This window comes from Glycomyces rhizosphaerae, from assembly GCF_042647865.1.
GTDB lineage: Bacteria > Actinomycetota > Actinomycetes > Mycobacteriales > Micromonosporaceae > Glycomyces > Glycomyces rhizosphaerae.
This window is the reverse complement of the sequence record NZ_JBHRWO010000004.1, coordinates 168,344-181,419: the sequence shown is the minus strand read 5'-3', so window position 1 is coordinate 181,419 and position 13,076 is coordinate 168,344. Positions and strand designations below refer to the sequence as shown.

Annotated in this window: 12 protein-coding genes; 5 read left to right on the top strand and 7 right to left on the bottom strand. The window is 69.4% G+C overall.

Annotated elements, in window-relative coordinates; translation table 11 throughout:
* Positions 1-14 precede the first annotated feature (14 nt).
* A complete protein-coding gene (locus tag ACFO8M_RS01605; RefSeq protein WP_387969600.1) occupies positions 15-542 on the bottom strand; it encodes an NUDIX hydrolase in 528 nt (175 codons plus the stop codon).
* Positions 543-654: 112 nt separating this feature from the next.
* Here ACFO8M_RS01605 and ACFO8M_RS26570 point away from each other — a divergent pair.
* Positions 655-1,718, top strand: a protein-coding gene (locus tag ACFO8M_RS26570) for an IS630 family transposase (protein WP_449267464.1) whose coding sequence is annotated in 2 segments (ribosomal slippage) — positions 655-1,141 and positions 1,141-1,718 — 1,065 coding nt in all. Because the reading frame shifts where the segments join, the coding sequence is not laid out codon by codon here.
* 25 nt (positions 1,719-1,743) lie between these two features.
* Here the strand turns inward: ACFO8M_RS26570 and ACFO8M_RS01590 are convergent.
* Positions 1,744-2,682 carry an NADP-dependent oxidoreductase gene (locus tag ACFO8M_RS01590; protein WP_387971148.1) on the bottom strand — a complete coding sequence of 313 codons (939 nt, stop codon included), beginning with the start codon at positions 2,680-2,682 and terminating at the stop codon, positions 1,744-1,746.
* A 111-nt stretch (positions 2,683-2,793) separates the two neighbouring features.
* Positions 2,794-3,999: a DUF418 domain-containing protein gene (locus ACFO8M_RS01585; RefSeq protein ID WP_387969591.1), complete on the bottom strand. Its 1,206-nt coding sequence runs from the start codon at positions 3,997-3,999 to the stop codon at positions 2,794-2,796.
* Between the two features lie 126 nt (positions 4,000-4,125).
* On the opposite strand from ACFO8M_RS01585, the gene ACFO8M_RS01580 reads away from it, so the two are divergent.
* Positions 4,126-4,866: a TetR/AcrR family transcriptional regulator gene (locus ACFO8M_RS01580; RefSeq protein ID WP_387969588.1), complete on the top strand. Its 741-nt coding sequence runs from the start codon at positions 4,126-4,128 to the stop codon at positions 4,864-4,866.
* Here the strand turns inward: ACFO8M_RS01580 and ACFO8M_RS01575 are convergent.
* A complete protein-coding gene (locus ACFO8M_RS01575; protein ID WP_387969585.1) occupies positions 4,863-5,735 on the bottom strand; it encodes a LysR family transcriptional regulator in 873 nt (290 codons plus the stop codon). The genes ACFO8M_RS01580 and ACFO8M_RS01575 overlap by 4 nt on opposite strands.
* Positions 5,736-5,820: 85 nt before the next feature.
* Between ACFO8M_RS01575 and ACFO8M_RS01570 the strand changes: the two genes are divergently transcribed.
* Together ACFO8M_RS01570 and ACFO8M_RS01565 are read left to right on the top strand one after the other, a co-directional pair.
* Complete coding sequence (locus ACFO8M_RS01570; RefSeq protein ID WP_387969582.1) at positions 5,821-6,276, top strand: hypothetical protein; 456 nt, start codon at positions 5,821-5,823, stop codon at positions 6,274-6,276.
* Positions 6,269-7,870: a multicopper oxidase family protein gene (locus tag ACFO8M_RS01565; RefSeq protein WP_387969579.1), complete on the top strand. Its 1,602-nt coding sequence runs from the start codon at positions 6,269-6,271 to the stop codon at positions 7,868-7,870. The genes ACFO8M_RS01570 and ACFO8M_RS01565 overlap by 8 nt, the downstream gene beginning before the upstream one ends.
* Positions 7,871-7,877: 7 nt before the next feature.
* On the opposite strand, the gene ACFO8M_RS01560 is transcribed toward ACFO8M_RS01565, so the two are convergent.
* Entirely contained in the window at positions 7,878-8,432 is a 555-nt protein-coding gene (locus ACFO8M_RS01560; protein WP_387969577.1) for a hypothetical protein, read from the bottom strand.
* A 184-nt stretch (positions 8,433-8,616) separates the two neighbouring features.
* On the opposite strand from ACFO8M_RS01560, the gene ACFO8M_RS01555 reads away from it, so the two are divergent.
* Positions 8,617-9,360 (top strand): GNAT family N-acetyltransferase, encoded by a 744-nt coding sequence (locus ACFO8M_RS01555; RefSeq protein WP_387969574.1) that lies wholly within the window; start codon positions 8,617-8,619, stop codon positions 9,358-9,360.
* Positions 9,361-9,486: 126 nt separating this feature from the next.
* Here the strand turns inward: ACFO8M_RS01555 and ACFO8M_RS01550 are convergent, their stop codons facing one another.
* Both ACFO8M_RS01550 and ACFO8M_RS01545 read right to left on the bottom strand, forming a co-directional pair.
* The gene (locus ACFO8M_RS01550; RefSeq protein WP_387969571.1) at positions 9,487-10,914 is read right to left on the bottom strand and encodes an endo-1,4-beta-xylanase; all 1,428 of its coding nucleotides are present in this window, start codon (positions 10,912-10,914) and stop codon (positions 9,487-9,489) included.
* Between the two features lie 29 nt (positions 10,915-10,943).
* Positions 10,944-12,740 carry an RICIN domain-containing protein gene (locus ACFO8M_RS01545; RefSeq protein ID WP_387969568.1) on the bottom strand — a complete coding sequence of 599 codons (1,797 nt, stop codon included), beginning with the start codon at positions 12,738-12,740 and terminating at the stop codon, positions 10,944-10,946.
* Positions 12,741-13,076: the final 336 nt, after the last annotated feature.

The following is a 13,076-nucleotide window of genomic DNA, read 5'->3' as shown; positions in this document are numbered from 1 at the left end:
CGCGACCGTCCCTTTTAGATCGACAGGCGTTCGGTGAGTTCGGCACTGTCGAGGTCGGTCGCTGGGCGCCATTCGGCGGCGTGGACCTCCTCGGCTTGCGGGCTCAGTTCGGCATCGCCGCAGTGGAAGAGGTAGCGCACGTCGAAGTGCCAGTGCGCGCCTTCGCCTTTGCGCGGATTGGCGGGGATGGCGTGGACGTCGACGTGGATCGGGACCGGGTCGGCGAGCGTGAGGGCCGCGGGCTCGATCCCGGTCTCCTCCACGGCCTCGCGCATCGCCGCGTCAGGGAGCGAATCGTCGGCGGGTTCGACGTGCCCGCCGGGCTGGAGCCAGCGATCGAGGCTCTTGTGGTGGATGAGGAGCACCTCGCCGGCGGCGTTGACGAGGATCGCCGAAGCGGTGACGTGGCCGGTCATGGTCTTGCGGTCGAAGCCCTCGGGGCCGTCGAGCGCGAGCAGCGGCGCTACCGACTCGGCGTCGCCGGGCCACCGGTCGAGGTAAGCGGCGAGCTGGTCCTTGAGGTGGGCGATCGTGATGGGCACCGCCGTATTCTGCCAGCGCGAACGCGGCAGCGCCCTCCGGCGTCCGCTACTGATCTTGTAGTTTCGGGGTCTGATGGCGTGTCCGTTTGGCGCGGTGTTCGTTGATTCCTGTGTGAGGTACGGGGATGGCGGCGGTTTGAATGCCGCCGCGCGGGCGAAGCGCGAGGCGGTCCGGATGGAGGCCGCGGCGATGTTCGCTGCGGGGGCGCATCCGCTGGAGGTCGCCCGGCGGTTCGAGGTGTCGGACAAGACCGGCTATCAATGGCATCGGACCTGGAAGACCGGTGACGCGGAGGCGTTGGCGTCCAAAGGCCCTTCGGGTCCGGACTCGCTGCTTGATGCCGCGCAGCGGCAGGCTCTCGAACAGGCGCTGGAGGCCGGCCCCGCGGCCGCCGGGCTCGGTGCGGACCAGCGGTGGACGCTGGTGCGCGTCCGCGCGCTGATCGATGCGATGTTCGGCATCACCTACAGCCTCAAGGGCGTCGCCCTGGTGCTCCATGCGATGGACTGGACGGTACAGGTTCCCGACGCGAAGGCCTCGGACCGCGACGAGGAGGCGATCACCTCCTGGCGCAAGGAAACCTGGCCTGCGGTAAAAGGACTGCGCGCAGGCTGGGCGCGTGGATCTGCTTCATGGACGAGTCCTCGCACACGCTGATACCAGCCCGGTCCCGCACCTGGGGCCGTCGCGGGAAGACTCCGGTCATCAAGGTCCGCAAGCGAGGCTCGGGCCGGGTCTCACTCGCAGGACTCTGCGCCCACCGACCCGGCGAGACCTCCCGGTTCTTCTACCGGACCATGCCCCACCGCAGACGCAAGGGCGAGAAGCCCGGCTTTCGCGAGCGTGAATTCGCCGAAATGCTCGACGCGGCACATCGATCGCTCGGAGGGCCGATCGTGCTGGTCTGGGACAACCTCAACGCGCACAAATCGAAGCTGATGCGCGAGCTGATTGAGGCCCGGCCCTGGCTGCGCGTGTTCCAGCTCCCCTCCTACGCGCCCGAGCTCAACCCGGTCGAAGGCGCCTGGTCACTGCTCAAGCGCCGCATCGCCAACACCCTCATCGAAGGCGTCGACCATCTCCTCGCTCTGGTCCGAGAACACTTGAACCACATACAGGCCCGCACCGACCTCATCGACGGCATGTTCGCCGGCACCGGGCTCAGACCCCCGTAACCAGCCAGACCCCGAAACTACAAAGTCAGTAGTCGACGGTGATCACGAGCTTGCCCGTGGCGCTGCCGTGCTCCATCGCCTCGTGTGCCTTCGCGAAGTCCTCGATGGGGAACGTCTCGGCGACGTGGACCTTGAGCTTGCCTTCGTCGACGAGGCGGGAGAGGGCCTGGAGGCCGATCAGGTCGGGTTCGACGAGCATGAAGCGGGTCTCGATGCCGCGCGCCTCCGCCTCGGGGAACTTCGCGTCGCGCTTGGAGTAGTAGAGCTGGGCCAGGACGCCGCCGTCGCGGATGACCGAGATCGAGCGTTCGGCGTGGTCGCCGGGCAGGGTGCTGAGCGCGACGTCGACGTTGGAGACGACCTCGGCGAAGTCGACGGCCTTGTAGTCGATCATCTCGTCGGCGCCGAGGCCGCGCACGAAGTCGTGCTTGCCGGCGCTGGCGGTGCCGATGACGTGGGCGCCGATGGATTTGGCGATCTGGACGGCGAGGTGGCCGATGCCGCCGGCGGCGGCGTGGATGAGCACGCGCTGACCGGCCCTGAGACGAGCATGGTCCACAAGGGCCTGCCAGGCGGTGAGGCCGCACAGCGGGATCGCGGCGGCCTCGACGTGCGAGAGCGAGGCGGGCTTTCGCGCGAACTGGCGGCTGGGGGCGGTGACGAACTCGGCGTGGGTGCCGGCCTGGTGCGGGAAGTTCGGCATCCCGTAGACCTCGTCGCCCGGCTTGAAGCGGGTGACGCCGATGCCGACCTTCTCGACGACGCCGGAGACGTCCCAGCCGAGCGTGAACGGCGGATGTCCGATGTAGAGCCCGAGCTCGCGCGCCGCCGGGTCGACGGGGTTGACGCCCGCCGCGCGGACCCGCACCAGGATCTCCCCGTAGTACGGTTCGGGCCGCTCGACCTCGGTCAGCTCCAGGACCTCGGTCCCCCCGAGGACGGTCTGAGTCACGGCGCGCATCATCTCGGGCACGGCGGGTCCTTGTCTCTTGGCACTGGTGAACGATTCAGGTCCCGATTCTAGGTCAGACGAACGCCGGGGCCCGCCGTCAGCGGGCCCCGGCGTTCGCGGCGATCAGCGCTTGCGGCCGTAGGTGAGCCGCCGCAGCAGCGTCTCGGCCGGGCCGCGGTAGCCGCGGCGGTGCGCCAGGTACGCGGCCCACACGGTCAGCGCCCAGACGGCGAGCGCGCAGACCTGCGAGACCAGCAGTGGGCTGCCGACGCGGTCGTCCAGGCCGAGGAAGAACGGCGTCGCCAGGACGAGCCAGGCCACGGACTGGAAGAGGTACCCGCTCAGCGACCGCTGCCCCAGCGCGCTCACGGCGGTGACGACGAGCCCGGCCGGCTTGCGGGTGAGGATGTGCGCGAGGAGGCCGAAGACCGCCGCGTAGCCCAGGCCGCCGAAGAAGCCCGATGCCTCGTACAGCAGCTTCATCGCGGCGGCCGTGTCGTCGGCGACGTGGATGAAGCCACCGCTCAGCAGCGCCATCGGCATCCCGGCGCCGACCGCCACGGCCAGGCCGCCGAAGGCGGCCCAGCGCAGGAGTGGCAGGTGCCGTTCGGGCTCTTCGAGGAAGCGGCGGCGACCTGCCCACGCGCCGACCCAGACCATGAGGATCATCGGCAGCAGTGTCGCCGTGTGCACCGGCCACTCGGTGAGGCGTTCGCCCACTGAGGCGAGGTACGTGCCCGCGTCCACAGAGGGGAAGGGCGACACGGGGATCGCGGCGCCGCCCGCCTGGAAGCCGGCGGCGACCAGGCCCGCGAGCACGAGGGTGTAGATCCCGCCGACGGCGAGGTACCAGGGCGCGAAGCGGTGGACCTTGTCGCTGCGCCGCAGCAGCAGGAGCGTGAAGACGATGCCGATGAGCCCGTACGCGCCCAGGAAGTCGCCCGAGTAGAGCAGCGCGCCGTGCGCGATGCCGAAGACGAAGAGCCATGCGTTGCGGCGCAGGAGCACTCGCCGCACCTGGCCGGGCGTCGCCCCGGCTTGGGCCTGGCGGCGGGCGAGCTGGACGAGGCCGTAGCCGAACATGATCGCGAACAGCGGGAACGCCCGCGCGTGGATGAACTCGACCATGAAGACGTTGTAGAAGCGCTCGAGCCCGCGCGGGTCGGTCTCGACGCCGGGGGCGCTGGCGAGGAAGTAGCCGGCACTGTTGGCGAGCGCGATGAACAGGAGCATCGCGCCGCGGGCGAGGTCGGGGGCGAGGGCTCTTTCGGTGGGGCGCACCGGCCCGCGGCGGATGCGCGGCTCGGCGAGGGCGGCTGGAGCGGTCATGTCGATCCTTCGGGGTTCGCGATCGGACGATTTACTATCTTAGGGATACTATCCCAAGGACACTAATAACATATGCGATGATGGCCCCCGAATGGAGCGGCGAAGGGGCGGAGGTGACCGCAGCGCATGGACGAGGCATCAGTGCCGGATGAGCTGGCGAGGCTGTGGCGGATCTCATCGGAGTCGCGCCTCGGGCGGCCCGCGAAACTCGACGTCGGCCTGGTCGTGGACGCGGCCGTGGCGCTGGCCGACCGCGAAAGCCTCGCGGCGGCGACGCTGCCGAAGGTCGCCGAGTCCCTCGGGGTCACGAAGATGTCCCTGTACCGGCACGTCGGATCCAAAGACGAGCTCCTGGTCCTCATGCAGGACAGCGCGTCCGGTCCGGTGCCGTCTTCATTGGACGGCACGGGTCCGTGGCGGGACCGGCTGCGGCTGTGGGCGACCGAGCAGCGAGCGGTCTTCGCCCGCCACCCGTGGCTGGCGACCGCCCCCGTCTCGGGACCGCCGCAGGGCCCCAACCTGATCGGATGGTTCGACGCCGGGCTGCGCGCACTCCGGCCCACCGGACTCGACTGGGGGGCGAAGGTCGGCACGGTCATGCTCGTGGGCGAGTACGTGCGCGGCAATGCCCAACTGACGCAGGGACTCGAGGCCGGCCGCTCCGACACCGGGCTCGACCAGGCTGCCGCCGAACAGGCCTACGGGCGCGCGATGGCGTCCCTCATCTCCCCCGAGCGCTTCCCGGACGTGGCCGCGCTGTTCGCTTCGACCACATTCGAAGACACCGGCGCGGACACCGCCCAGGAGGACTTCGACTTCGGTCTCGACCTCATCCTCGACGGCGTCGCCTCGGCGATCGAGCGCTAGTCCCAGTTCCAGTCGGCGATCAGGGCGCGCATGAGGCGCGCCGCCACGGGAAGCCGGTCATCGCTCACCCAGAGGAGGCTGAGCGTGCGGTTGCAGTGCGGGTGGTCGACGCCCACCCAGGCCACGCCCGCTTCGGGGAAGGTGAAGCGGGCGATCTGCGGGAAGATGCTCAGGCCAAGCCCAGCGCTGACCAGCATGTACGTGGCGGCGGGCTCGTCGATCTCGCAGACGATGCGCGGTTCGAGGTTGCGGTCGGCGAAGAGCCAGTCGAGGAGGCGCCGCTGCCACTGGCCGGGCCGGGTGATGACGAACGGTTCGCGGGCGAGGTCTTCGATCGTCACCTGCTGCACGGCCGCGAGCGGGTGGTCTGGCGGCGTGGCGAGCCAGACTTGCTGGACGTGCAAGACCTCGGAGGCGATGTGCGGGGCATTCACCGGCTGCGAGGCGAGGCACAGATCGACGTCGCCGGAGCGCAAGGCTTGCTCCATCTCGTGCGGGGCCATCTGGCGGAGCCGTACGTCGACCTCGGGGTTCGCGGCCTTGAACGCGGTGATGGGGCCGGTGAGCGGCAGGAACGTCTCCGAGGCGAGCCGCACGCTGCCGGCGCCGCCGCTCGCGGCCTCGGCGACCGCGCGGCGGCCCGCCTCCAGTTCGCCGAGCGCGCGTTCCACGTAGTCCCGGAAGATCGCGCCCGTGTTGTTGAGCCGCAAGCGACCCGCGCGGTCGAACAGCGGCGTTCCGAGCTCGGCCTCCAGGCGGGCGATGGTCCGGCTCAACGCGGGCTGGGCGACGCGCAGCTCCGCCGCGGCCCGACTGAGGTGCTCCTCACGGGCGACCGCGAGGAACTGATGCAGGGCGTTCAGGTCCATGACGTCCTCTCATGCCGACAGCGTCATAACACCATAGCGATATTGGTCTTTGATGCCTTAACCGATCGGTCATATCGTCGACGGCGTGGAACGACAATCGACCCTCGAAGCAGCCTCGACCGGCGCCCCGCCCGAGCCCGACACCCGCACGGCCGTCAGCGGCTGGGTGCTGCGCTCGGTGGCGACCGTGTTCCTGATCGCCGGATTCGCCCAGCCCGTGTTCGCCGGGGTGTACCTGAGCGGCGACTTCGACGGGCTCGCATGGCATGTGGTGGGCGCCGACCTGGTGTCGTTCATCAGCATCGCGCAGCTCGGCGCCGCCGTGGCGGTCTGGATCCGCGTGCGCCGGGCGTGGCCGTTCTGGACCTCGCTCGCATTGGTGTTCGGCGTGATCGCCCAGTACTTCGCCGGACTCGACGGGGCGCTCTGGCTGCACCTCCCGCTCGGCGTGGCGCTCATCGCCGGGATCGCCGGGACGTTCGCAGCAGCTTGGATGCGGCCGCTGCCCCGCCGCCGGAAGGCGGTGCGGACCGATGGCTGAGCTTCGATCCCTTGCGGGACAATCGGTCTCCCGGCGACGGCTGCTGGGCATCGGAGCGGGACTCGGCGCCGTCGCGGCCGGCGGCCTGGCGCTCTCGGCCGCATGGGCCCGCCGCCCCGCCCAGACCGGCGACCAGCTGGTGAGTGAAGTGCCGCTGCCGCAGGCGTTCTCGATACCGCTGCCGATCCCGCCGGTGCTCGCGCCCGTCGCGTCGACGGCCGAGGGCGACCGGTACGAGATGGTGCAGACCGAAGTCGACGCCGAGATCATCCCCGGCTTCCAGACTCGACTGTGGACCTATGGCGGCACGTTCCCCGGCCCCACCATCGAATCCCGGCGCGGCCGCCATGTGACCGTCGCGCACCGCAACGAACTCCCAGTGCCCACGGTCGTGCACCTCCACGGCGGGCGCACACCCGCCTCCTCCGACGGGTACCCGACCGACCTCGTGCTCCCCGGCGGCTGGACCGAGACGGCCCCGCACGGCCACGGCGGTCACGCCATGACCGACGACCTCGCCGTCGTCACGAACGTGCAGCGCGAGTACGGGTTCCCGCTCGACCAGCGCGCCACGATGCTCTGGTACCACGACCACCGCATGGACTTCACCGCCCCGGCGATCTGGCGCGGCCTGGCCGGGCTCCACTTTGTACGCGACGACGTCGAGGACGCCCTCGGCCTGCCCGGCGGCGACCACGAGCTCCCGCTGATGATCGCCGACCGCGCCTTCGACGCCGAAGGGCAGCTGGCCTACCCGTCGCTCGATCCCACGCTGACCGGCGAGATCGGCGTCGAGGAGCCGTTCGTGGCAGGGGTCCTCGGCGACGTCATCCTCGTCAACGGCGCTCCGTGGCCGGTGCACGAAGTGGACACCGGCCTCTATCGGCTCCGGATCCTCAACGGCTCCAACGCGAGACACTACGAGCTCGAAGCGGTCACCGAGGACGGCCGGAAGCTGCCGCTCGTCCAGATCGGCGCCGACCAGGGCCTCCTCGCGGCCCCGGTGCGGCACGAGCGCCTGCCGATCGCGCCCGCCGAACGCTACGACCTGCTCATCGACTTCAGCGGCCTCCCCGTCGGCACCAAGGTGCGCCTCGCCAACCGCCTCGGTTCCGGCCGCACCGCCGACGTCATGCAGTTCCACCTCGTGCGCGAGGGCGCGAGCGGCGCGATCCCCGAGACGCTCGCCGACGACCTGCCGGAATGGGACCGCTCAGCGGCGGCCGCGGTCCGCGACATCGCGTTCCGGGCCGGGCGCATGGACGGGCGCCACGGCTGGCTCATCGATGGACTCCCCTTCGACCCCAATCGAATCGACGTCACGGCCCGCCTCGGCGACGTCGAGGTCTGGCGCCTCATCGCCGACGTCCACCACCCGGTGCACCTGCACCTCGTCGGCTTCCGCGTCCTCTCCCGCGGCGGCGGCGAGCCGCTCCCCCACGACGCCGGCCTCAAGGACACCATTTCCCTGCGGCCGGGCGAGTCGGCCGAGATCATCACCCGCTTCGACGGGTACCGCGGCCGCTATCTCTTCCACTGCCACAACGCCGAGCACGAGGACATGGGCATGATGGCCAACCTCGAGATCGTCTGAGGCCCGATCACTGGATCCGCTTGAGATGGCGCCGCCGCAGGAACCACCATCCGGCGCCGGTGGCGGCGACCAGCAGGGCACCGGCCACGCCGAACGGCCACAGCTCGGTCTTCGCCAGGCCGGCCTCGCCCGCCACCGGCGCGACGGCCTCGGCGTCGAACTCCGGGGAGCGCTCGTCGAGCGCGCGCGAGCCGCCGCAGAATCCCACGTTCAGCTTGCCGCCCTCCAGGTACGCGAACACCAGGTAGTCCTCGCCGACCGGCGGATCCCAGCCGCAGGAGGCCTCGGAGCCGGAGGTCAGGAGGCCCTGCACCTCGGCGATGTCTCCCTTGTAGACATCATCGACCTCGAACTCGAGCGTGGCCGGATCATCGGGTGAGCCGAGCGGGAACCCTCCCCCGTCTCTCCTGGTCAGCGTGCCGGCGAACACGGCGTCGGCGGCCTCGAACGCCTCGGCTTCGGTCTGCTCGGCGCAGCTGCACGCGCAGGCGGAGCCGGGATTGGCGAAGACGATGAAGGCGGAAAGCAGGGTTGCCGCGCCAGCGGCGAGGAGACGGCGCATCGGTCACTCCAGTGTGCGAGAGGTGGACACCGCTGAGACGCCCACCGGCGACGCCCGGTTCCCTCGATGAGGCAAGGTGCGGTCTCATTTGTCGGCTCGGCGTCGTCCGACCACCCGGACCGTGCGTCCGTACCCTCGTTCTTCGGACGAGAAACTCGCTTTGGCGGGGTGGGAGGATCGGGTCATGGTCGACGATTCGCTGATGGCCCATGCCCGGTCACTCTGGCAGACGCTCGCCGCTGCGCCCGTGACGTTCCCATCGGGTTCCGGCGTGCATGTGGTCGCTTCCCCTGCATCGCAGATGTGCCCGCCTTCATGGGTCGGGATCGTGGTGTTGGGCGATTCGGCGATCGCGACCGTGCCGACCGAACATGCGGTCCAGCCTGTGGAACACGCGCTGAGCCGGATTGCGACTGAGTCGATCACGCGGCCTGCGGCGCTGAGGTCGGCGTTGCCGGTCCAGGCGGTGCTGGGGCCGGCAACGCTGGCTTACGTGTCACGGAACGCTTTTGTTCCAGCTCAGCCGGACGTCGTTGTCGAGCGGCTTGCTCCCGGCCACCCGGATCTTCAAGCGCTTCTGGAGTCGGCCGGCACCGATGACGCGGATGAGAGCGGGATCGGCGAGATAACCTCCCCGGCGTTCGTCGTGCGGGAGCTGGGGAAGGTCGTGGCGGCAGCGGGGTACCGGTCGTGGCCCTCTGAGACGGCGCATCTGTGCGTGCTGACCGCCGAGTTCGCGCGCGGCCGCGGTCTGGCGAGGCGGGTCGCCGCCTCCGCGGTGGACCATGCGCTCGCCGCTCGACTGGTGCCGCAGTGGCGGGCCCGTCCGTCGGCCTCTCGCCGGGTCGCGCGAGCACTCGGCTTCTCGGAAATGGGAACCCAATTGAGCGTCGACTTGGAGCTCGCTCAACTCGTGAGTCCGACCTGATCCGTCCGGCATCGAACGTTCTGCGCAATGACAAAAGGGCATCGGCAGTCCGTCAGCTGGGCTGACGTCGGCGGATCGCCGCCCGGGGGTGCTGTCGTGTCCCGGGCGGCGATCCGTGTGATGGTGCTAGGCGAGGTTCCATCGTTGGTTGGCGCCGCCGTGGCAGGTCCAGAGCTGGACGAGGGCGCCGTTGGCGGTGGAGGCGCCGGCGACGTCCAGGCACAGGCCCGAGGCGGCGTTGGTGACCGAACCGTTGGCGTTCAGGTTCCAGCGCTGATTGGCGCCGCCGTGGCAGGACCAGATGATCGCGGCCGTCCCGTTGGCGGTGCCGCCTCCGGAAGCGTCCAGGCACTTGCGCGTCCCACCGGAGTAGACCGACAGCTCACCGGCCGCGGTATGCGTCCACTGCTGGTTCGCCCCCGTCCAGCAGTCGTAGATCTGCACCTGCGTACCGTTCGTGGTCGACTGATTCGGCACATCGAGACAACGGTTCGACGCCACGGACGTCACGTGGCCGCCTTCGCCGCCACCGGGAGTGCCGTTGTTCAGCGCGGCGAGCACGGAGTGGTAGGCGGGCTTCTTCTGGTAGTTGCCGTCGAAGAGCAGCGGGTTGTCGGTGCGCCACGAGTACTTGTCGGTGACACCCCAGACGGTGATACCGGTGCAGCGGGCGATGGCCATGCAGGCCTTGGTGATGGTCTCGAAGGTGCCCGCCTGGCCGGTGCCCTGGCCGACGTCGAGCTCGGTGATCTCCACGTCCACGCCGAGGTCGGCGAAGCGCTGGAGGTTGGCCTGGTAGCTGCTCAGGTTCTCGTTGGCGGCGACGTGGGACTGGAAGCCGACGCAGTCGATCGGGACGCCGCGGGACTTGAAGTCGCGCACCATGTTGTAGATCGCGGTGCTCTTGGCGTTGATGGCGTCAGTGCCGTAGTCGTTGTAGCAGAGCCTGGCAGTCGGGTCGGCGGCGTCTGCGGCGCGGAAGGCCTCCTCGATCCAGCCGTTGCCCAGCTGCTGCTGGAGGTTCGACTGGCGGCGGCTGCCGTCCCACTCGAAGGCCTCGTTCACCACGTCCCAGGCGAAGACCTTGCCCTCGTAGTGGTTCGCGACGCCCGCGATGTGGTTCAGCATCGCGTTGCGCAGGTTCTGGCCGGTCAGGCCCTGCGCCCAACCGGGTTGCTGCGCATGCCAGACGAGGGTGTGGCCGCGCACCTTCATGCCGCGGGCCTGCGCCCAGGAGACGAGCTGGTCGCCTCCGGAGAAGTTGAACTGGCCCGGGTTGGGCTCGGTCGCGTCCCACTTCATGGCGTTCTCGGCGACGACCGAGTTGAACTCGGTCGCAAGGGTGTTGGCGTACCCGGCCTCGCTGAGGTACTGCGTGGAGACGGCGGCCCCGAAGTAGCGGCCGCTCTCGGCCGCCGAGGCGCCGAGGGTGCTCGCCGCCTGGGCGCTGCCGGCGAAGACGAGCGAGCCGGCCGCGGCGGCGATTCCGGCGGTGGCGATCGCGGCTATCGACGACCAGATGCGATGCCGTCGCCTGGGTGAACTGTGGGTCATGGTGCTTCCTCCGTTGTCGGGGTCATGGGTCATTGCAGGGTCCAGCGTTGGTTGTTCCCGCCGTTGCAGGTCCAGAGAACGACCTTGGTGCCGTTCGCGGTGGCGGCGCCGGAGACGTCGAGGCACAGTCCAGACGCGGCGTTGGTGATGGTGCCGTCGGCGTTGCGGTTCCACCGCTGGTTGGCGCCGCCGTGGCAGGACCAGATGATGGCCTGGGTGCCGTTGGCGGTGCCGCCGTTCGAGGCGTCCAGGCACTTCCGGCTCGCACCGGAGTAGACCGCGATCTCACCGTTGGCGGTGGCGGTCCACTGCTGGTTCGCGCCGGTCCAGCAGTCCCAGATCTGCGTCTGCGTACCGTTCTGGGTCGACTGGTTCGGCACGTCGAGGCATTTGCTCGACGCCGCCGAGCGCAGCGCGCCGGAGGCGTCGCCGCTTCCCTGGCCACCGGGGGTCAGGGTGATGGAGTAGGCGTCGTGGGCCGCCTGGATGTTCAGGGGCACCGTGATGGAACCGCCGGCAGCGCTCATGTCCTGTTCGAACACGACTTGCGGCGCACTGAGCGGCGCCTGCTCGGGGATTCGCTCGACCTTGACGTGGACGTTCCCGTCGGCGACGAGCCACGGCGTCGCCGACAGGCCGTCGTACCGCACCGAAGTCGATCCCGTGCGTCCGTTGATGTCACCGATGACCGTGCCGACGCGTTGCTGAACGCTGTCCTTGGCCGCGGAGATCGCGGTGCCGCCCACCTGCCCGGACGTGTTGACCAGCGTCCCGGTCATGTCCGCGTAGGCGCGCATGGTCCACCACAGTCCGGTCGGCTGCCAGCCGCTCGCGGTCTGGGTCAGGAGACCGGTCAGGTTGGGGGTCAGGCAGCAGATCCAGTTGCCGCGCAGCGCGTTCGTGTAGTCCGACTGGGCGAAGCGGGCGAGGTACCAGGCGAGGACGTTGGCCTCCTGCATGTCCGCAGGCTGGTACTCGTTGGCGGACATCGGCAGTTCGGGAATGCCGTTGGCGGCCAGCGCATTGAGCGTGTCCTGCCCGACCTTGACGGGGTCGTCGATCACGCCGAGGGTGTGGTTGGCGATCCAGTCGGGCAGCGTGTCGGCGGATTTGGTGTGCGCCAGCCACGTCTGCCACTGCTGAGGACGGCGCTCCGGGGTGTAGGCGAACGAAGGGCCGAGGATGACCGCGTTCGGGTCGACGCGCCGGATCTCTCGGACCGCGGTGTCCCACATCTGGAAGTACTGCGCGGAGTTGACGCCTTTCGGCCAGAAGATGTCGATGTCGGGTTCGTTCCAGATGTCGTAGGACATCGGCATCCCGGTGTCGCGGAGGGTTCCGGCGATGGTGGCGACGAAGGCGGCCCAGTTCGAGCAGTCGCCGTTGTCGCACGGGTACCTCGTGCCGGCCCCCTGCCCTCCGTACGCGCCGTAGACGTCGCTCAGGATGACCTGGTACTGGGCCTCATAGGGCGCCGCGGTGAAGCGCTCGGCTTGGTCGACGAGGGAATTGACGATGGTCTGCGTGGCGGGGCCGTATCGGTAGCCGTCCTCGATCCAGCCGCGCGTCATATGCCCGCCGGCTCTGAAGGCGTTCATCTTGAGGGGTTCGAGCAGCGTGTTCGACGGCTGCGTGCCGTCGCCCGTGACGCCGTACAGGAATCCCAGGCCGACGCCGTTCGACGGCCCTGCGTCGGACGCCAGGTTCACGTTCAGTGAGACCTGCGCCCTGCTCTCGCCGGGGGTCACGACGAGGACCGCCAGGACCAGCCCGAGGGCGACCCCGATCGTCATCGCGACGCGGCTGCGCCATGTTAGCGCTCCCATGTCCATGCTGCTCCCTCTGAGTGCGAATACTCGACGGGCGGCGCGGCCAGCGATGCCGGGATGGCGGTCCGCGCACGACTCCAGGATCTTCGTAAGTTTCTGGATCCGATCCGAAACTTACGTACGTCGAACTATAGATATAGTTCGATATCTCGTCAAGCAGGGCGCCGAACGGGCCGCCGGGACCCGGGGTGAACCCATCACATCGATCTATTTACATGTAGCGAGCTCGCTGGCTATCCTGTGTGCACACCAGAAGTTTCGTCCCCGCGACCGAAACTTTCGAAGCCCTTGGCGCAGTTAGCGCTAACAACTGAGAGAGGCCATACCATGAGA